Consider the following 19,545-nt stretch of genomic DNA (forward strand, 5'->3'; position numbering starts at 1 on the left):
CATGAATCAGAACCTTGAAGAAAATGTGAGACAGATATTATCGAGATGGACAGAGGGGCTTTGCCCGGGCGGACAGGTGTTGATCCGCAAAGGCGGGGAAACCTTCTACGAGGGCTGCTTTGGCTACGGGAACCTGGAAAACCGGATTCCCATCACGCCGGAGAGCATCTTTCACATCGCGTCCATCTCCAAGCAGTTTACCGTGCTCTCCGTTCTGCTGCTGCAGGAGGACGGCCTGCTGAGTGTGGACGACGACATCCGCCGCTATGTGGGCGACCTGATCCGCTTTGAGGAGCCGGTGACCCTGCGCCAGATGTTCAACAACGTCAGCGGCATCCGGGACCAGTGGGAGCTGCTGTTCATGCGGGGGATCAAGATCAACGACTCCATCGACATGGAGGACGTGAACGAGACCATCCGCCTGCAGAAATCGCTGAACTTCCCGCCCCAGGAGGGCTATCTCTACAGCAACACGGGCTTTCACCTCTTGTCCGTGATCGTGGAGCGTTTAAGCGGCATGAGCTTCCCCCAGTTTGTGAGGGAGCGCATCTTTAAGCCCCTGCACATGGACAGCACCCTGGTGCGGGGCAGCTACAGCCAGATCATCCCGGGGCTGGCCTACTCCTACCAGGACGACGGCACCGGAACCTACTACTACAACCCGCTTAACTACTCCCTGTACGGGCCCACCAGCGTCAACACCTGCGCCCGGGATCTGATCAAAATACTGGACGAGTACCGCAATCCCTCCCTGTTCAGCCCCGAGACGGTAAAAACCATTCTCACCGCAGCTGTGCTCAAGGACGGCAGTGAGATCGAATACTGCGGCGGCATGATGACTCATGTCTGGAACGGCCTCAAGGTCTACGAGCACGGAGGCGCGGACGCCGCTTACCGCGCCCAGCTTCTGTGGATTCCCGAGAAGGAGCTGGAGGTGGTTCTGCTCAGCAACACCACCACTTACATGGCCTCCGTGGCTGCCAAGAAGCTGGCCGCCCTGGCCCTGGGGCTGGAGCCCGATTCCAATGCCGCAGACGTGCAGAACGCCTGCCCGGCCTGCCCCGGCCTCTTCGTGACCGCGCTTCCGGACGATCCGGTTGTGATGGAGATCACGGAGCAGGACGGAGCGTTTTACATGAAGCGCGAGTACGGACCCGCGCCACTGATCCCACAGGAAAACGGCTCCTACCGGATTGGCTCCCTGGACGAATACCTGGTGTTCCACGGCGATACCCTGGAGCACCGGCTGCCCACCAGGACCGCCGCCCTGCGCCGGGCGCAGCAGACCGCTCCGGTGGACTGCCCGCTGCGTCCGGGGGATTACTACCAGGACGAGACCCTCTGCATGTTAAAGATCAGCCGGGAGGGCGAAGGTCTTGTGATCTCCCACCCGCGCTACGGGACAACGCCCCTGTACTTTACCGCGGACCAGCGAGGAATCTTCGGTTTCGGCCCGGACTTTGTGATGTATGTCACGCCCTGCCAGGGTGGAATCTCCCTGGACGGCTACCGGGCGCGGCACATGGTCTGCCGGGCCTTATAGGGCGGACAGGACGGATCCGCTGTCGTAGATGAGCGCCAGCACCAGCTCGTCCCCGTCCCGGCTGATCAGGATATCCTCCGCCATAAACAGGGCAACGCGCAGGCTGCGGCAGCTCTCTGCAATCCGCAGATCGTCCGCGCATCGAAAGGCGGCAGTGATGCTGCCGTCGCTGTCCCACTCCACCTCCAGAAGCGAAGAGCTGGCTCTGGCAAAGCCGCGCAGCGCAGGCAGAACCGCCTTCTCAAACCACTGCCGGCCCCTGGCCAGCCGATCCGCTTCGGCCCCTCGCTTCACGTCCTGAATCGACTCCCAGACCTGCATACGCTGCCCGGGTGATAAGGCCTCAAACTCCGCGTACACCGTTTCCTCCAGTTTTTCCGTTTTTCGATAATCGTACTGTTCCCTTTCCATTTCCTCCATAATTTTGCTTCATTATACCGACTATATTCAGTATATTCAAGATGAAATTTGCCACTTATAGTTAGTGATGAGGTGAAATACCATGTATGATTATAGTCCGCTGTGGCAAACGATGAGGGAAATGGGCATCACAACCTATCGGCTGATCAAGGAAGGAATTGACAAAAAAACGCTTTCAAATCTGCAGCACAATAAAAATGTTACGGTACTTACCCTGGAAAAGCTGTGTACCATATTGAATTGTTCCGTGGAGAATGTTGTCAGAATCGTGCCGGAAGAAAAAGGAGAGGAAGCTTAGTCCTCTCCTTTTTCTTCACCTTCCTTGAACTCCAGAAGATCCGAAATATCACATTTTAAAAATTCACAGAGCCTGGCCATGATGGTGAGGTCCACCCTGCTGATCTTATTTTTGCAGTAATTGTTGAGCTGCGTCCGCTGCATCAGGCATGCCTTGCAGATACTGTTCTTGCTGCAGTTATGCTCCTTCAGGTACGACTCCAGCTTTATCTCAATCCGTCCCACGCTGCACCCCCTCTTTTTCAGTACACTAATTATATGGGTAGACATGTACCAAAATAAGATGTATTATAATACAGGCTGTACATATATAACATTATGTAGCAAATCGCAACAGGAGGTATTAACTTACTATGGAAACCTATGATTACACCGAAGGCGGGGCCGGCTGCGACATCAGCTCCCAGATAGACGCCATGTCCGCCAGAGAGCTGCAAGCCGCGGCCGAAGCCATCCGGGCCATCCGTCAGACCAGCGCCCACGCGCGGCTGGACAGCAGCCGGGCCTGGTTCGACGCGGCCATTCTGCCTGCGCTGCGGGATTTCGCCGAGATGACCGCCTCCGTCCTGGTGATTGCGGACCAGGACCGCCCCATCGTCAACGCCGTCATCCGCAACTCCGAGGGGTTGGACATCACGGGCAGCTGCAAGTGCATGAAAATGGCGCTGAACCTGGCGGACCACATCTACATCGGCATGGAGGACGGCCAGCCGGCCCTCTCCCTGGTATTCGACTGCCAAAATTATATCGACTGAGCGCGGACCACAGGCCGCGCCGGCGACCCATTGCATTCAAAAAAACCTCATGGAAACTCCATGAGGCTTCTGAGCTGGGCTACTTGGATTCGAACCAAGAAAATGACGGAGTCAGAGTCCGTTGCCTTACCATTTGGCGATAGCCCAATTTTCAGTTTTAATTCTGCAGCCCTCAGTGCCGGCTGCGGAATTTATTATATCATACTGTAAAAATTAGTCAAGCATTTTTTTCTAATTTTTTAAATAATTCCCACAATAATTGCAAAAAGCATCATTACCACGCTCAGCGCCCACAGCGGCAGGAAGGAAAATTTGATGTGTTCCTTCAGATCCACCCCGGCTAAACCGATTGCCAGGAAGGTGGGCGGCACCACCGGGCTCACGGACAGGCCCACGTTCTCGCCGATCAGCATAGCGCGTCCCACGGTGTCCAGAGTGACGCCAAAGGGCTCCACGATCTGGCCGATAATCGGCATGATGCCGTAGTAGTAGGGATCCGGCCCCAGAACCATTCCCAGGGGAGCGCCCAGGGCGCCCACAATGTAGTGCAGGTAGCGCTGCAGCCCAACGGGAAGGGCGCTTATGAGCACCTTGGACATTTCCAGAACCATTCCGGTCTGGGTCATCACGCCCAGGAAAATACCCGCGCAGAGCAGGGTGACGGTCAGCATGATGCTGGAAGGCGCGTGGGCCTGGATCCGCTTCTGCTGAAGCTGGGGATCCGGATAGTTGACCGCCAGCACGATGATGGTGCCCACCATAAACACCGCGTAGGTGGGAAGCCATTTCTGCACCAGAGCGATGATCAGCACAATGGTGAAAATCAGGTTGAACCACAGCAGCTTGGGGCGCTTTAAGGAAAGATCCACGCTCTTCTCCTCGTCCGTCTCCTCGGTTTCCGCCGCCACCAGCCCCAGCTTTGCCAGGCGTTTTGTCTCCACAATACCCAGATAAACTGCGATGCCGATCAGGGAGACCAGGCCGAATATCTGCATTGGGATCATTTTGATCCACAGCTCGGTGGCGTCCACATTGGCCGTGGTGGCCGCGCGGATGGTGGGGCCGCCCCAGGGCACCAGGTTCATGATACCGGTGGCCGCGCCGCAGAGCAGAAGCAGAACCGTGGGCCGGATGTGCATCTTCTTGTAGATGGGCAGCATGGTCGGAATGGTGATCAGGTAGGTGGTGGCCGCCGCGCCGTCAATATGGCCGATCATGGCGATGATGGAGGTGAAAATCAGGATCAGAGTGATATTTTTTCCAGCCTTTTTCACCAAACCGTCCACCAGCTTGTCAAACAGGCCCGCGTCGTTCATGATTCCGAAATAGGTCACGGAAAAAATGAACAGAATCGCCGTCTGCCAGGTGGAACCCACGCCCTTTCCGATAAAATCGGAAATATCCGCCAGGCTGAAGCCGCAGATGAGCGCTCCGATGATGGGCAGCACCGCAAAGCAGAACGCCGGAAGCGCCTTGCTCCTGAAAATCAGGAGCATCATTACAATTATAATCAGAAATCCTACCAGTGCAAGCATTTTATGTCCCCCTTTTCTCTCACTGTTTTGTCACTTTTTGGATCAGGTAGTTCAGTTTTTCCACCCAGTTGTCGCGGTCCTCCACCATGATGGTGTGGCCCCCGTTTAACAGGAACACCTCGGTGTCCGCGATGCCGTCGGTAAGCATTTTCACGTGTTCCAGAGTGCGCGCCTTGTCCAGGCTGCCGTGGGCGATGACCACCGGGCAGGCGATCTTTCCCAGGTCCGGCCTGAGGTCGTGCTCCCGCAGGGTCTTGGAGGACTGGTACACCGTCTCCTTGTCCACCTGCTTTGCGTACCCGATCATTTTCTCCTTTAGCGCCGGATCGACCGGGCGGGCGAAACAGCGGGAAATGAACGGCTCAAACAGTTCCATGGAAAACCACTGCTCCTGAATCCGCTTTGGCAGATCCGGGTCCCCGTGGCCGATTGCGCAGGGGCCTGTGTTGGAAAGCAGCAGACCGGCGATGCGCTGTTCCTCATCCGCTATGGCCGCCTGCAGCGCCATCACGCCTCCGGCCGAGTAAGCGGCCAGAATCACCCGCTCCAGACCCAGTTCCCGCACCAGCTCCTCCACCCGGTTTCCCAGCTCCACAATATCCCAGGGGCCCGGCGATCTGCTCCAGTCAATCACCGCGGACTGCCAGGGAATCTCCCCCTCAATCCCGTCAAATACCGCGGGCGGAGTGGCCATCCCCCCGGGTATAAAAAGCACTGTCGGCCGCTTGGGGTCCAGCTCTCTTGTTATCTTTAAATTGCTCGCCATCTTCTATCTCGTATAATCCAATCATATTAGAAAGTGATTGGATTTTCCTTTCTCCCAGGTTCTACTGGGTTATTCAATCCTTATCTGATATATTTACTTTGGCACTGTGGATCTGTACCTATCTTTTTACAGCTTTGACTGTTCCGAGGTGACTCAGACCACAGCTTTTCGTCTATTACTGTTAATCAGTTTGTTAACGCCTGACGTTTCTATTTACGTGATTACACAGCCGAATTCCCTGTGGAAGACAACAGTGCTCAAAATATTTTTATCAGGAGGTATTACTCTATGGCCATGTACTTTGTCGGAATTGATATTTCCAAGTACAAACACGATTGCTGTATTATATCGGCAGTTGATCAAAAGATTGTTTCAAAACTTACCGTTAAAAATGATAAAGCTGGCTTTGAACAGTTGCTTACTGTTTTTAATTCCCTCTCCAATCCAGATAACATAAAAATAGGGTTTGAATCAACAGCACACTATGCCCTCAATCTTGAACTCTTCCTTGAAAATGCCCACCACAGCTTCATGGAAATTAATCCACTTCTTATCAAGGAATACAAGAAATCCACATCTCTCAGGCGTACCAAAACCGACTCTGTTGACTGCGAATCAATAGCTCGGTGGGTTAATGACTGTTGAATACAAACCCCATTCAAAAGGATTTTACCACTCTTATTCCTTAAAGTCACTAACACGTTTAAGAGATCGGCTCATTCGCCAGCGCTCTTTTTATCTTGTGAAAATCACAAATGTCTTGGATCACACATTCCCTGAATTCAAGCCGTTTTTTCATGAGCGCTTATCCAAGACTGCTCTCTATCTTCTTGAAAACTATGGTTCTGCTGAAAAAATGGTAAAAATGAATTCTGCAGCCTATGAGAAGCTACGCTCCCTGTCAAGAGGAAAATTTTCTCCCCAGCAGTTCATTCGGTTAAAGGAGCTTGCTGCCAATACGGTCGGCGTAAACAACTCCATCTTTGATGTGGAACTGAACAGCCTGCTTGCCCTATATAAGTCTCTCATAAAAGAGATTGACACACTTGAAAAGGAAATCAACCGGCTGATCGAGGAAGTGCATCCTCACTATATGTCTGTTCCCGGCATCGGGCCTATATCTGCCGCCGTCATTTATTCGGAATACGGAGATATATCAAACTTTTCAACACCGGCCCAGATGCTCGCATTTGCAGGTATTGAACCCGGTATAAACGATTCTGGAACCGAATCACACGGAGGGCGGATGGTGAAACACGGCTCGTCTCAGCTCCGGTATGTCCTTATTAATTGCTGCCTTCCTCTAATCCGTTTCGATATGACATTTGCTGCTTACTATGCCAAAAAACGAGGAGAAGGCAAGCCACACAGGGTTGCTGTCACCCATGTGGCGAAGAAGCTTGTTAGAGTCATCTATGCATTGGAGAGGCAGGGGGTAGACTTTAACGCGCTGAAGCTCAGATAGCTACTTACATAAATAACCCTTTTCCCATCTGAAATACACTGCATTCAGATGGTCTATTAAAGTTACCCATTTTTACTAAAGGAAAATTTTTTCAAAATCCTCTTGACTATTTATAGTTTGTCACCTCGTTCTCATTTCTCAACCGGACCGGCGGCCGCCTCGTCCCCTGAAGCCGTTTTAAATGTTGACTTCATCGTGGATTTATTATAATATAAAATCAATTTTTTGGATAATATCAATACTCCATACCCTCCTTTCGGATTTTCCGATGGATAAGATGCACAAGTTGAAAAGGACGTGAACCGTGAATATGGAATTAAAAGAAGTACAATACATTCTGGCCATCGCGGAGTGCGGCAGCCTCTCCAAAGCGGCCCAGCACCTCTACGTGGCGCAGTCATCCCTCAGCCAGTTCTTAAAAAACTATGAGGCCCAGTCCGGGTACACGCTGTTTATCCGTACACCCCAGGGGTTAAAACCCACCTGCGAGGGCGCGCTCTATATCCACACCGCCCGCCAGATCATGCGCATGCAGAACAACCTGAACAACCAGCTGATGGAACTGTCCGGGCTGCAGCGGGGAAAGGTGTGCTTCTCCCTCTCCTCCTTCCGGTCGCCCTACCTGCTCCCCCTGGTGCTGCCCGCCTTCCGCCGGAAATACCCCAATATCGAGGTCGCCATCACCGAGGCCCACATGGCCCGGCAGGAGCGCCTGCTGGCCGAGGGGCGGGCGGACGTGGCGTTTTTAAGCCTTCCCCTGGAAAACCAGGAGATTCCCTATCTGAAGGTCATCGAGGAGGAAATCTTTCTGGCCGCACCCGACGGCCATCCCATCACGGCCCAGGCCCGCCGCAATCCCGCAACCGGGCGCATGTGGATCGATTACCCCACCATGAACGGCCAGGACTTTCTGCTGTACAGCATCAACCACCGCCTGAGCACCTTTTCCGACCAGATCTTCACAGAGCACCACATCGCGCCCAAGATCATCCAGAACCACGACAGCTTTGAGACCTTAATCCGCCTGGCCGAGGTGGGCATGGGCCTGACCTTTATCCCGGAAACCTACATTGACAACCGCCACAGCCTCTCCTATTTTTCCATCGGGGAGACTGGGCAGTTCCGCACCCTGGTGCTGGGGTATCCGCCGGTGGGGTATCTCTCCAAGGCGACCCGTGCATTTTCCAATATGGTGATCGACATACTCCAGGAGCAGCACCGGGCTCTGGACGCAAAGCTGAAGGAGGGCTCGCACATTGGACATTAAGAACATCCGCTATCTCTTTGCCATCGATGAGCTTAAGAGCATCTCAGCGGCGGCCAAACGGCTGTACATCTCACAGCCCACCCTGAGCCAGTTTTTGAAGAAATACGAGGACGACCTGGGATACCCCATTTTCATCCGCACCAAGCAGGGGCTGAAACTGACCCGGGAGGGAACCGTCTTTCTGGACACGGCACGGGAGATTCTGCGGCTGGAACGGGATATGAGAAGCAGGCTGGCCGACGAGGCCGGCACGGTATCCGGCTCCGTGATCTTCGCCGTCTCCGCCCAGAGAGCGCCCTTCCTCATGCCCCAGGTCCTGCCGGAATTTTACCGGAAATATCCCCAGGTGACGGTGGAGATCGTGGAGGGCCGGACCAAGGATCTGGAGGAAAAGCTGCAAAAGGGGACCATCGACCTGGGCATCCTGGTGCCTCCCCTGTCGGACTCCGGAATCTGCTGCGAGGTATTTATGGATGAGGAGATTCTGCTCGCCGTGCCGAAGGGCATGGAACTGCCGGCAAACGTCCACCGCGAGCCGGGGCGTATCCCCTGGGTGGACCCGGCCGGGCTGGCGGAGTGCCCGTTTCTTCTGTACGATATCAACAACCGCCTCCACGACTTTGCCGTGGAGCTGTTCTCCCGCTATGGCTTCCGTCCCGGGAACCAGCGGACCTTCCGCAACCTGACGCTGATCGCCCGCCTGGCCTCAGCCGGACTGGGGATCACCTTCCTGCCGGAGACATTTGCCGATCCCTCCTACCGGCTGGACTACTACTCCATCGGGGAGGAGGGCTGCTTCCGCCCCCTGGCCCTGGGTTTTCCCTCCGCCAAATACCGCTCCGCCGCGGTGGCGCGATTTTCGGAGCTTCTGAAGGAAACGCTGCTGGCGGAGCAACAGGCGTTCCGGAGGGGCGGGGAACGCATGCTATAGGCATTTGCCTATACTTCTATACGCACAATCGTATTGGAAAAGGGCCGGGAAATATGGTACCCTGAATTTAACAGCAATCAAAGCATGCAAATAAGGAGGGGAACTATGCTGATTCAAAAAGCCGCAATGGCCGGCACCCTGGAATCCAGCGACGCGCAGGTCACGGTAGAGCCGGGAACGGGCGCCCTGGAGCTCTCCATTGAGAGCAATGTAATCCACCAGTTCGGGCGGCAGATCCGCCGGACCGTACTGGACACCTTAACCCGTCTGGATGTGACGGACGCCAGGATCACCGTGGTGGACAAGGGCGCCTTAGACTGCACCCTGAAGGCGCGGGTGGAATGCGCCGTGTACCGTTCTGCCGGACAGACGGAACATCTCCCGTGGGGAGGTGCAATTCAATGACTCATCCTGACAAAAAGCGTCTGAGACGCTCCATGATGTTTTTAAACTGCCAGAAACCGGGGCTGATCAAGGACCCGTACATCTACGGCGCGGACTCCATTATGCTGGATCTGGAGGACGCCGTGGCGGAGAACCAGAAGGACGCGGCCCGCTACTCCCTGTTCCACGCCCTGAGGGAAATCGACTACCGCGGCGTGGAGCGGGTGGTGCGCATCAACGGCCTGGACACGCCCCACTGGCGGGAGGACATCCGGGTCTGCGTGGCCGGAGGTGCCGACACCATCCGCATCGCCAAAACCGAGCGCGCCCAGGATGTGCGCGTGGTGGAGGAAGCCGTAACCGCGGCCGAGGAGGAATTCGGCATACCGGTTGGCAGAACCCTGCTGATGGCGGCCATCGAGTCCACCCGCGGCGTGTTAAACGCCCTGGAAATCTGCGAGTCCTCGGAGCGGCTCTTCGGAATCGCCTTAAGCGGCGGGGACTACACCAAGGATTTGCAGACCGTGATCTCCGGAACCGGCGTGGAACTGGCCGGGGCCAGGCAGCACATGATCATCGCGGCCAGGGCGGCGGGCGTCCAGTGTTTTGACACCGTGTTCACCAATCTGGACGACATGGAGGGATTTGAGCGGGAGGTGCGGATGATCAAGATGATGGGATTTGACGGCAAGAGCCTGGTCAATCCCCGGCAGATCGAGATCGTCCACCAAATCTTCACTCCCACCCGCAAGGAGATCATTTTCGCAGAGAAGGTGGTGCGGGAGATTGACGAGAAAAAGGCCCAGGGCATCGGCGTTTTCACCGTAGACGGCAAGATGATCGACATCGCATTCTACGACGGAGCCATGAGAACGCTGCGGCTGGCAAAAGCATCCGGTGTATATGAGGGGGATTTGTAAAATGATCAATCAGGTTGGACGAGAGATTCCCGACGAGCTGCTGGCACGGTACGGGAAAAAAGGATTTGAGGGGTCCTATGCAAGGGACGACGAGCAGTACCGCAAGGCGGCTCCCACCGTGCGCGCCGTGGTGGACCCAAAACAGGAGAAACAAGTCGGCTCCATCCGGGAAGCATTGGAGAAATGCGGGCTGAAGGACGGCATGGTGCTCTCCTTCCACCACCATTTCCGGGACGGAGATTATATTGTCAATATGGTAATGGAACAGGTAAATGCCATGGGCGTGAAGGATATCACCATCTGCGCCAGCTCCCTTGGAGCTGCCCATGATCCGGTGGCGGCGCTCATCGAAGAGGGCGTGGTCACGGGCATCCAGTCCTCCGGCGTGCGGGGCAAGATCGGCGAGGCCATCTCCTACGGCAAGCTGAAAACCCCGGCCATCATCCGCTCCCACGGCGGGCGGGTGCGGGCCATCGAGGAGGGCGACGTGCACATCGACATCGCATTTATCGGCGCTCCCACCTCCGACGCCTTCGGAAATGCCAGAGGCGTGGGCGGAAAGAGCGACTGCGGCGTGCTCTCCTACTCCATGGTGGACGCCAGGTACGCGGACCACGTGGTGGTGATCACCGACTGTCTGGTGCCCTTCCCCAACTTCCCGCCCAGCATCTCCATGGTGGACGTGGACTACGTGTGCGTGGTGGACGAGATCGGCAACCCGGCCAAGATTGTCAGCAACGCGGTGCGCATGACCAAGGACGTGCGGGAGCTGAAGATGGCGGAGTATTGTACCAGGCTCATTGAGCTGTCGCCGTTTTTTAAGGACGGTTTCTCCTTCCAGACCGGCGCGGGCGGGGCTTCGCTGGCGGTGAATACGATGCTGCGGCCGATTATGGAGGAGAAAGATATCCATATGAGCTTTGCCATCGGCGGCATTACCAAGCCAATGTGCGATCTTCTGGACGCGGGGCTGGTGCGCAATATTGTGGATGCGCAGGCCTTTGATCTGGGGGCGATTGAGTCCATTAAGAACAATCCGAGGCATTTTGAGATTTCTACTTCCGAGTACGCCAATCCCTTGAATAAGGGGGCCTTTGTCAATAAACTGGATTTTGTGATTCTGGGGGCGCTGGAGGCGGACGTGGATTTCAACGTCAACGTGGTGACCGGCTCCGACGGAATCGTGCGCGGGGCTCCGGGTGGGCATCCGGATACGGCCGCAGGGTCCAACTGCTCTATTATAGTGGCTCCGCTGGTCCGCGGGCGCATTCCCACTGTGTGTGACAAGGTGGTGACGGTGGTGACGCCCGGGGAGGCGGTCGATATCGTGGTGACGGATTACGGCATTGCAATTAATCCCAGGCGGACGGATCTGATCGAGGCGTATGAGGGGTGCGGGCTTCCGATTTGTAAGATTGAGGAGCTGCGGGATATCGCTTATTCCATTGTGGGAACGCCGGATGAGATTCAGTTTAAGGACCGGGTTGTGGGGATTATTGAAAGCCGGGACGGGACGATTTTGGATGTGGTGAGGGAAATTAAGGAGTATGAGTTTGTGGAGGGATGAAGGGGATGTCGTTAATTAGATTGTTTTTTGTGGGTGGGGGGATTGGAAGGGGGATTTTGAAATAGGGTTGTTAAAATGTAAGATCGTAGAATTTTAGATATTGGATATGGACTGAGGCGGCAGGACGCGGGTTTTGAGGCGGGTGCGGCTGAGGTGGGATGGGGCCGGCTCTGCGGGAAGATGAATTGCAGGGCCGGCTTCGTTTTTTGGGGTGGGGTGAGGAGGCGGGTGGGTGGGGTTTTGGGGCGGTGTTGGGTAGAGTTTTTGGGGGGCGGGTGGACTGGACTGGCCTCGTTTCGTTAGTTTAGAAGTGGGCGGAGGCTGGGCGGATGATTTTGGCAGGTAAAATGTGTGAATTTTTATGATTTTTTATCGGCGGGTGGATTTTGGCCGCTGATTCCTCGGGCGGGCATGTTTTCCTTGTTTTGAGCATTTTCCTTGTTTTGAGCATTTTCCTTGTTTTGAACATTTTCCTTGTTTTGAACATTTTCCTTGTTTTGAACTTTTTCCACATTTTGAACAGCTTGAAGCTGCTGAGATTCGTTTGGTCCGATTGAGTCCTATTTCCAATAGGATTCGATTTTGCGGCTGATCCGGTCTGGGAGCGTCGTTTTTCCCGCCGCGCCGCTGAAGGCCACCCGCCCCATCCGGCTCATACCAGCGTAATGGAAGAATTCGTCCATGGCGCGCAGCGGCCCGCGGCTCTGGCCGAACAGCCAGGAGAAGGGGGCCGGGGTGTTGCAGGCGGTCAGAAGTAGGTATCGCTGGCTCCTGGACAGGCGCGGCTGGGGCCTTGCGCTCTTCTCTCCCATGGCGGTTCCCAAGAGGCGGTCAAACATGTTTTTTACCGCAGCCGGGACATTGGCCCAGTAGGCGGGGGCGGCTAAGACTACGGCGTCGCAGGACTTTAAAAGCGCTGCTATTTCCTGGCTGTCGTCCTGGTGCGGGCAGCGGCCGGTCTCAATGCAGCCGCGGCAGCCGCGGCAGAATGCAATGTTTTTCTCGTACAGGTTGATGGTCTGTACCTGCCAGCCTGCGCGTTTAGCAGCCGATGTGGCGCAGAGGAGCATGGCGGCGGTGGAACCGCTTTTGTGGGGGCTGCCGAGGATGGCCAAGAGGGTTTTGGGGGCGCGTGAGGTGGGGTGTGGGTTGTTCATGGGAGATTCCCTTCGATTTTGGGGGGTTAGGGCGTTGGGATACGGCAGGCCGCAATACGGACCGTAATCAGCGTGATTATTGCCCGGTTTATTGGTGTCAGGGATTCTTTTACAATTTGGCCAGGCGGCTGTTTAGCCTTATCAACAAAAATTCAGTCTGTCATTCTTTTCTAAATATGGGGCATAGCGACAAACAGCGGCAGTTATATGGCTTTCGGGGCGGGCGGCTATTCAGGGTTGGGACTGATCAGCCGTCTGTTTTCGCTTCCCGTCCCGGCTCCGCCGCGATGGAGCGGTATAACAGGTCGTAGCTGTAATCCAGAAACTCCCGCCGCGACCGCTTCATCACAAACTCAATGTATTCCGACTTATCCGACGCCATTCGAATCAGGCCGGACAATCCGGCCCAGAATGCGAACACCGTGGGCAGCACCTGGAGGTCGGCACGGAATTGGCCGGTTCGGATTCCCTCCTCCAGCAGACCGGCGATATCGCGGTTGATGGCCTCGCCCACCTGGAATATCTCCTGCTCCACCGGCGGCATGTTTTGAGGGGCTCCCGCGAAATCCAGCGGAATCCGACCCAGTGCGGACTCAAAATAATAGGGATACTGCTCCTGAAAACGCTCCAGCGCCAGACAGATTCCCCGGTACTGCCTCTGCACGCCGTCCTCCCCGGCCAAAGCCTGGCGGATCGAGTCACGAAGCAGTTCCATGCTGCGCAGGACCAGCAGCCGGACGATCTCCTCCTTGTCCTGGAAATACACGTACAGGGTGGCTTTGCTGTACCCCGCCTCCCGGGCGATATCGTCCACGGTGACGGAGGTGACGCCGCGCTCGGAGAACAGGCGCTGGGCAGCAGCGGAAATGCGGGCGCGGTGGGTGTCGGGGGGTTCTTTTTTTCTTCGGGCCATGAGTTGGGGCTCCTTTATGTTAATTTTAATCCATGTGTTTAATTAAACTATGGGTTTAATTAATAATATCACCGAATTTCTTATCCGTCAAGCTTGGCGGGCCAATCTTTATCGATTCTTGGTTCATTCATCGCCTATTCTATCGGTAGCAATCTTTAATGTTTACTCTGTATCGCAAATCCGTGTTCTTTGAGGGGTGGTGGGGGCATTTTACAGCTGGGGCTTGTTTGGAAGAAAAAAGTCCCATGCCCGGCGCGCTCATCACGCAGGGCACAGGACATTTTCAGGCCGGCTTTGCCAGCGCTTAAAAACGTTTGATCAAATCTGTCGTATTTTGCATACCGTTTCGCAGAATTTCGATCTCATTTCTCATCCGATGTATTTATATTTTCTCCAAGGTTTCAATTACATAGTCCGTGAATTCTTTCGTGCTGGCATCCTCGGGCATGGTAGTCAGGACTACCCTGCGCTCCGTAATGGTGCAGATATCCAGTGCGTCGTCCAGTTTTTTCTTGCGGTCGCCGTAGCCAATGTGGGCCAGCAGCATTCCCACCGCGCGGATCAAGCTGCAGGGGTCCGCGTACTCCCCTCTGCCGTGGCTGATCAGGTAAGGCGCCGTGCCGTGGATGGCCTCGAACATGGCGTACTTGTTGCCCAGGTTCGAGGATGAAGCGGTACCGAGGCCGCCTTGATGCTCTGCCGCCACGTCGGTCACGATGTCGCCGTAGAGGTTGGGAAGTACGATCACCTCAATGCCCTTATTGAACTCCGGGTCCAGCATTTTGGCGCACATGGCGTCCACCAGGCGCTCCTGGATTTCGATTTCCGGGTACTCTTCGCCGACTTTGCGCACGGCCTTGATGAAGTTTCCGTCCGCCAGCTTTACGATGTTGGCTTTTGTCACGATGGTCACGTTCTTCTTACCGTTCTTTCTGGCGAATTCAAAGGCCGCACGGGCGATGCGCTCGCTGCCCTGCCTGGTTTGAACCTTGAAGTCCACGGCCAGGTCCTCGTTCACCTGGATGCCCTTATTTCCCCAGATGTACTCGCCCTCGATATTTTCGCGGAAAAAGGTCCAGTCGATGTTCTTCTCCGGGATACGGATGGGGCGCACGGCTGCGAACAGCTCCAGGCCGCGGCGCAGCAGACTGTTGGCGCTGACCAGGTTGGGCCAGGGATCGCCGGCCCTGGGCGTCACCATGGGGCCTTTAAGCAGCACGTCGCACTGCTTGATCTCTTCAAATACCTCGTCCGGCAGGCTTTGGAGTTTGGCGGCGCGGTTCTCAATGGTCATGCCGTTGATGGGACGAAGTACGATATGGCCAGAGGCGATTTCCTCCTCCATTAGGGCTTTCAGGACCCGGACGGCCTGATCCATGATGATCCGGCCGATGCCGTCGCCGGGAAGGATGCCCACTACGATTTGATCCATTTTGGAAAAGTCCTTGACTTCGTTATCCGCTTTCATCCGCTCGATTCGCTGATACTCTTCTGCAATCAGTTCCCCAAATTTCTGCTTTGCAAGTTCAATGCTCTCCACTTTTTACCCCTCCTGTAAGTTTACATTTTTGATGGCTTTAGTATAGCGCAGGAATTGGTATATGGAAAATACATTTTTGTCCTGTTGGGGTATAGGGGGAATGCAGATGGTTTGGGGCGGGTATTCTGGGGTGAGTTGGCGGCATATTAACGGCATGGCGGTGAAGTATTAGCTTACACTGGCGGCGGGTTGGAGGGGAATTGGTGGCGCATTGGCGGCTCATTGGTGACGCATTGGCGGCGTATTGGCGGTGAATTGGCAGCGTATTAGTCGCGTATTGGTGGCTTATTGGCGGCGTATTGGTGGCTCCTTGGCAGCTCATTGGTGGCGTATTGGCAGTGAATTGGCAGCGTATTAGTCGCGTATTGGTGGCTTATTGGCGGCGTATTGGTGGCTCCTTGGCGGCTTATTAGTGGCTCATTAGTGGCTCATTGGTGGCGTATTGGCAGCGTATTGCCAGGTGCATTCCTCATGCTCTGTGATCCGCCAGGCAGTCCCCAAGTACCCGCAAAAACTCCCGGGCGCTGCGGGACAGCCCGCCCTTTTTCGGGTAAGCGGCCACCAACTGCCAGGAGGCTCCCAGACTCTCATCCAGCTGAAAACAGGCCAGGCCCTCCATTCCGGAATACAAGGTCAAGTAGGAGCCAGGCAGAAAGGTCACCCCCAGCCCGGCTGCGGTCAGCCGCTTGGCCGTCTCCATACTCTTAGTCTCAAAGCGGATATCCGGCGTGATCCCACATGTTTCCAGAATCTGATCCGCCACCTGCCGCAATTTCTGGCCTCTGGCCACCATGATAAAAGGCGAGTTCCCGAGCAGCTGCAAGTCCTCATCCAACAGTCTTCTCCCCTCCGGGAAACCAAAACGGCCGGTCATTCCCCCCGGAATCACCAGATAAAATGGATCGTCAAAAAATGCCTCATAGGCCAGCGCTGCATTTTCCTCCTGAAAATGCATGATGCTGAAATCAGTCTTGTCTGCCAACAGCAGCCGGTCCAGCTCCGTGGAGTTGTTTTCCCGGAAACGAACCCGGATACCGGGGTACTGCGCAGAAAAAGCCGGAAGCACCATGGGCAAAAGATATGCGCCCAGATTCTGCGGCATGCCAAAGGTGATGGTTCCGCGCTTCATGTCCTGGAATTCCTCCACTGTGAGCTCCAGACGGCGGTACAGGCCGCGAATAGCATGCAGCCTGTCTAACAGTACCCTTCCTGCCTCTGTGGGCTCCACGCCCCTGCTGGTGCGTTTAAAGATCATCAGGCCAAATTCCTCCTCCACCTGCCGGAGGACCTGGCTCAGGGACGGCTGGGCAATATAGAGCTCGGCCGCCGCTCTGGAAATGGAACCGCAGTCGCGGATGGTCAGGAGGTAGCGAATCTCCTGCTCAGTTAGGTTGGATCCCGCTGGGCGGGCGGGTATTGCCCTGGTACCGGGTAATGCCTCGCTACTTGGTAATGCCTCCCTACCGGGTAATGCCTCGCTACTTGGTAATGCCTCGCTACTTGGTAATGCCTCCCTACTTGGTAATGCCTCCCTACTTGGTAATGCCTCCCTACTTGGTAATGCCTCCCTACTTGGTAATGCCTCCCTACCGGGTAATGCCTCGCTACCGGGTAATGCCTCGCTACTTGGCAACATTTCACGATCGGTTAGTGCCTTGTTGGCAGGTAGCGCCTCACCACCGGACAACACTTCGCAGCTTCTGACAATTTCCTCCATAATGCCCAGCACTGCCTCCCCCTCCGGAGTTGTCCTCAGCCCTTCCGAGGTCCGCCGGAATAAGCGGACATTGAAGTCCTGTTCCATTTTCTTCAACGTCCTGGCCATGGTGGACGCATCCTTTCCCAGAAGCGCTGCCCCGCCCCGGATGCTTCCAGTCTCTGCGATGGCTGTGATGTAGCGCAGTTGTTTCCCGTTCACTCCAATGACCTCCCTTGACTTTGATCATAAAATGTGGCGAAGGTAAATGTTTCAGCCGGATTGGCAATACAGTATTTTCGAAATGTAGGCGTTTTCGATCCGGCTGCGTTTTGCTTAATTATAGATATTATAGACGGCTTTGAGATGTTGCTCAAGCGTTTTAGGTGTTGGTTTGTGAGTTGTGTTGATATTTTGCGATATAGAAGCCTTAATTTGTTTTGGGAGCTGGGGGAAGTCAAGAATTTGATGATAATTCTCCATGATTATTTTCTGAAATTATCGTTTAAGGAAGAAAAAATCGCCTGCACGACTGCTGTTAAGCTGCCAATACAGGCAGTATATAGTTGAATACAGATCGATGATCATATGACCGACGAGGCTATAAAAATTCCTGTGTCTTTCGACCGACTGATCGGCATTTCTGCAAACGGCCGAAAATGCTTTGCGCCGCCCGATTTACTTCGCTATCACTATTTATTAAATTTGTCCTCCAATGTATACACTGCTGACCCAAAGGCCACCACATGGGACAGACTTCTCGGGCTCACCTTCTCCTCATCCACCTTCGCTTCTCTGCACAACTTTTTTAAACTCTTGTGAATCGCTACCCGATCCCAGCATTTTCCTGAACGGCTTATAAAAATAGGGCCTTCCAAAATCTTGGCGCTTTCAGCGAATCCCCCCAGCTCCTGCCTCAGCTGGTCAGGAATCACCACGATTTTCCGATGGTTTCCCCGTGGAACCGCAATGTATCCATCTCTGACCGCTTCCACCGTAACATACCGGTGTTCGCTGACATTGATCTTAGTCTGCGCCAAAACCTGCATGAGATAATACAGGCGCAAATTATCATGCCGTTTGGCAGCCCTCAACAACCGCTTGTATTCCAAAACCGTCATTTCCTTTCCGGCATCCACAACACGGCTCCGGTCCACACGGGGCGTCGCCATTTGGAGATCCCAGCCGGCAAACTTAAAAAAAAGTATTGACCGCCACGATCTTGGAGCAGGCTCCCCGTAAGGTATAATGATCCAACAAATGCTGCCGGTACGTTTCGCACAATCCTTCGTCAATCGTTTTCCCCTTCTGGTATTCACAGAATTGGGCCAGATCCCCTCTGTATTTCTGGTATGTCGCCTTAGAATAGCCAGACTTTGCAAGATAATGGTTATATTGACTTAAAAGCTCGGGAGTAATGGTATAATTCATAACGTTTTATCCACACTTTCATGGAAATAATTATATTTGTGACATAACTTGCCGCTTTTTCAACATAATATATTGTATTCCTGAAAATATGGCAGAACCGTTACAACCGTTACAGAAAGGACCTGCTATGATTATTTTTTTATTATTTTTTTTGCTGAGCCTGATTTTCCTGCTAAGCTGTGCCGCCCGGGTTAAGACTCCTTACGATCAGATCGTGGACGACCAACAGCAGCTTTTATTTTTGAGCCAATATAAAAAAGCATCCAACCGATAAACGCCCCCGCCACATTTGCCAGCACGTCATCGGTCTGGCAGTGGCCACGCTGCGCCAAAAACTGCGCCGTCTCCAAAGCAACGCTGCAGGCCAGGGTAATGGACAAGCATTTTGCCAGCGACCGCAAGGAGGACTTTCCCGGCCACAAGGAGGGAAGCAGTATGCCTAGCGGGATGGTCATGAGGATGTTTTCGATTACATACGCATGAGACTGTAGAGTCGTCCCCCAAGTGGCACCAGGGATCAGGCTGATGGTGCTGCGGGAGCCTGGTGGGCGGGAGAAGAAGGCGAATTGGAGGGTGATGTAGGCGTAGGTGAGGAGGAGGAAAACGAGGAGGGAGCGATGAGGGGATTTTGACGTGTGGGAGGGGCAAGTGGTGAGGAGACGGTGGAGGAGGGTTAGGGCTGCGGCGAAGAGTATTGCGATGGGGATGTAGGTTATGGGGGTTTTTAAGTCGGTGAAGAGGATAAGTAACATGAGAAAGAACTCCTTTTTTGTATGGTTTTTTTAGGATGTGGGGGTATAAGAGTGTATGAAAAAAAGTCTGTAAATGCTGATCTTCTATGATAATCACTGGGCTGAAAGTTCCTTTTTGGACTTTCAGCCCTTGTTTTATATATAACAGCAACTATCGTTGCATGTCAAGAGCAGGCGAATATTCCGCCTGTGAAAAATAAGACAGA

General features: G+C 54.4%; 21 protein-coding genes and 1 tRNA gene. 10 read left to right on the forward strand and 12 right to left on the reverse strand.

Features of this window, described 5'->3' with window-relative positions; translation table 11 throughout:
• The first annotated feature begins 1 nt into the window (after window position 1).
• Window positions 2-1,543, forward strand: a complete 1,542-nt coding sequence (locus ACK2JC_RS02885) for a serine hydrolase domain-containing protein (protein WP_276951272.1) — start codon at window positions 2-4, stop codon at window positions 1,541-1,543.
• Here ACK2JC_RS02885 and ACK2JC_RS02890 read toward each other — a convergent pair.
• Window positions 1,538-1,963: a hypothetical protein gene (locus tag ACK2JC_RS02890; RefSeq protein ID WP_276951274.1), complete on the reverse strand. Its 426-nt coding sequence runs from the start codon at window positions 1,961-1,963 to the stop codon at window positions 1,538-1,540. The genes ACK2JC_RS02885 and ACK2JC_RS02890 overlap by 6 nt on opposite strands.
• Before the next feature lie 82 nt (window positions 1,964-2,045).
• On the opposite strand from ACK2JC_RS02890, the gene ACK2JC_RS02895 reads away from it, so the two are divergent.
• A complete protein-coding gene (locus ACK2JC_RS02895) occupies window positions 2,046-2,261 on the forward strand; it encodes a helix-turn-helix domain-containing protein (RefSeq protein WP_007710975.1) in 216 nt (71 codons plus the stop codon).
• Here ACK2JC_RS02895 and ACK2JC_RS02900 read toward each other — a convergent pair.
• Window positions 2,258-2,530: a helix-turn-helix domain-containing protein gene (locus tag ACK2JC_RS02900; protein WP_092363098.1), complete on the reverse strand. Its 273-nt coding sequence runs from the start codon at window positions 2,528-2,530 to the stop codon at window positions 2,258-2,260. The two genes, ACK2JC_RS02895 and ACK2JC_RS02900, sit on opposite strands and share 4 nt — an antisense overlap.
• Before the next feature lie 83 nt (window positions 2,531-2,613).
• On the opposite strand from ACK2JC_RS02900, the gene ACK2JC_RS02905 reads away from it, so the two are divergent.
• Window positions 2,614-3,015 (forward strand): hypothetical protein, encoded by a 402-nt coding sequence (locus ACK2JC_RS02905; protein ID WP_007710971.1) that lies wholly within the window; start codon window positions 2,614-2,616, stop codon window positions 3,013-3,015.
• Window positions 3,016-3,089: 74 nt separating this feature from the next.
• Here the strand turns inward: ACK2JC_RS02905 and ACK2JC_RS02910 are convergent.
• The 3 genes from ACK2JC_RS02910 to ACK2JC_RS02920 all read right to left on the reverse strand — a co-directional run bounded on the left by ACK2JC_RS02910 (window position 3,090) and on the right by ACK2JC_RS02920 (window position 5,316).
• A tRNA-Gln gene (locus ACK2JC_RS02910) sits at window positions 3,090-3,162 on the reverse strand.
• A gap of 92 nt (window positions 3,163-3,254) precedes the next feature.
• Window positions 3,255-4,550, reverse strand: a complete 1,296-nt coding sequence (locus ACK2JC_RS02915) for a CitMHS family transporter (protein WP_276851149.1) — start codon at window positions 4,548-4,550, stop codon at window positions 3,255-3,257.
• A gap of 19 nt (window positions 4,551-4,569) precedes the next feature.
• Complete coding sequence (locus ACK2JC_RS02920) at window positions 4,570-5,316, reverse strand: alpha/beta hydrolase (RefSeq protein ID WP_320936400.1); 747 nt, start codon at window positions 5,314-5,316, stop codon at window positions 4,570-4,572.
• A gap of 288 nt (window positions 5,317-5,604) precedes the next feature.
• Here ACK2JC_RS02920 and ACK2JC_RS02925 point away from each other — a divergent pair, with 288 nt between their 5' ends.
• The 7 genes from ACK2JC_RS02925 to citF all read left to right on the forward strand — a co-directional run bounded on the left by ACK2JC_RS02925 (window position 5,605) and on the right by citF (window position 11,850).
• A complete protein-coding gene (locus tag ACK2JC_RS02925; RefSeq protein WP_411338449.1) occupies window positions 5,605-5,961 on the forward strand; it encodes an IS110 family transposase in 357 nt (118 codons plus the stop codon).
• Window positions 5,951-6,781: an IS110 family transposase gene (locus tag ACK2JC_RS02930; protein ID WP_411338450.1), complete on the forward strand. Its 831-nt coding sequence runs from the start codon at window positions 5,951-5,953 to the stop codon at window positions 6,779-6,781. The genes ACK2JC_RS02925 and ACK2JC_RS02930 overlap by 11 nt, the downstream gene beginning before the upstream one ends.
• A 310-nt stretch (window positions 6,782-7,091) precedes the next feature.
• Window positions 7,092-8,048 carry a LysR family transcriptional regulator gene (locus ACK2JC_RS02935; RefSeq protein ID WP_320937846.1) on the forward strand — a complete coding sequence of 319 codons (957 nt, stop codon included), beginning with the start codon at window positions 7,092-7,094 and terminating at the stop codon, window positions 8,046-8,048.
• On the forward strand, window positions 8,038-8,979 hold the full coding sequence (locus ACK2JC_RS02940) for a LysR family transcriptional regulator (protein WP_320937847.1): 942 nt from the start codon (window positions 8,038-8,040) through the stop codon (window positions 8,977-8,979). Before ACK2JC_RS02935 ends, ACK2JC_RS02940 begins: the two co-directional genes overlap by 11 nt.
• A gap of 105 nt (window positions 8,980-9,084) precedes the next feature.
• Window positions 9,085-9,384 (forward strand): citrate lyase acyl carrier protein, encoded by a 300-nt coding sequence (gene citD / locus ACK2JC_RS02945; RefSeq protein ID WP_024734157.1) that lies wholly within the window; start codon window positions 9,085-9,087, stop codon window positions 9,382-9,384.
• Window positions 9,381-10,283, forward strand: coding sequence for an aldolase/citrate lyase family protein (locus ACK2JC_RS02950; protein WP_320937848.1), 903 nt, complete (start codon window positions 9,381-9,383; stop codon window positions 10,281-10,283). Before citD ends, ACK2JC_RS02950 begins: the two co-directional genes overlap by 4 nt.
• Before the next feature lies 1 nt (window position 10,284).
• Entirely contained in the window at window positions 10,285-11,850 is a 1,566-nt protein-coding gene (gene citF, locus ACK2JC_RS02955) for a citrate lyase subunit alpha (protein WP_333685469.1), read from the forward strand.
• 359 nt (window positions 11,851-12,209) lie between these two features.
• On the opposite strand, the gene ACK2JC_RS02960 is transcribed toward citF, so the two are convergent.
• The 7 genes from ACK2JC_RS02960 to ACK2JC_RS02990 all read right to left on the reverse strand — a co-directional run bounded on the left by ACK2JC_RS02960 (window position 12,210) and on the right by ACK2JC_RS02990 (window position 19,339).
• On the reverse strand, window positions 12,210-12,362 hold the full coding sequence (locus ACK2JC_RS02960; protein ID WP_320937850.1) for a hypothetical protein: 153 nt from the start codon (window positions 12,360-12,362) through the stop codon (window positions 12,210-12,212).
• Between the two features lie 48 nt (window positions 12,363-12,410).
• The gene (locus ACK2JC_RS02965; RefSeq protein WP_118757519.1) at window positions 12,411-13,007 is read right to left on the reverse strand and encodes a flavodoxin family protein; all 597 of its coding nucleotides are present in this window, start codon (window positions 13,005-13,007) and stop codon (window positions 12,411-12,413) included.
• Window positions 13,008-13,254: 247 nt separating this feature from the next.
• Entirely contained in the window at window positions 13,255-13,920 is a 666-nt protein-coding gene (locus tag ACK2JC_RS02970; RefSeq protein ID WP_276951292.1) for a TetR/AcrR family transcriptional regulator, read from the reverse strand.
• A 382-nt stretch (window positions 13,921-14,302) separates the two neighbouring features.
• Window positions 14,303-15,460, reverse strand: coding sequence for an isocitrate/isopropylmalate family dehydrogenase (locus ACK2JC_RS02975; protein ID WP_320937852.1), 1,158 nt, complete (start codon window positions 15,458-15,460; stop codon window positions 14,303-14,305).
• Window positions 15,461-15,929: 469 nt separating this feature from the next.
• Window positions 15,930-17,378, reverse strand: a complete 1,449-nt coding sequence (locus tag ACK2JC_RS02980) for a LysR substrate-binding domain-containing protein (RefSeq protein WP_368271874.1) — start codon at window positions 17,376-17,378, stop codon at window positions 15,930-15,932.
• 470 nt (window positions 17,379-17,848) lie between these two features.
• Window positions 17,849-18,328, reverse strand: a complete 480-nt coding sequence (locus ACK2JC_RS02985; RefSeq protein WP_320937854.1) for a hypothetical protein — start codon at window positions 18,326-18,328, stop codon at window positions 17,849-17,851.
• Between the two features lie 450 nt (window positions 18,329-18,778).
• Window positions 18,779-19,339, reverse strand: a complete 561-nt coding sequence (locus ACK2JC_RS02990; RefSeq protein ID WP_092363074.1) for a VanZ family protein — start codon at window positions 19,337-19,339, stop codon at window positions 18,779-18,781.
• Between the last annotated feature and the right edge of the window lie 206 nt (window positions 19,340-19,545).

Source organism: Enterocloster lavalensis (assembly GCF_046603895.1).
GTDB lineage: Bacteria > Bacillota > Clostridia > Lachnospirales > Lachnospiraceae > Enterocloster > Enterocloster lavalensis.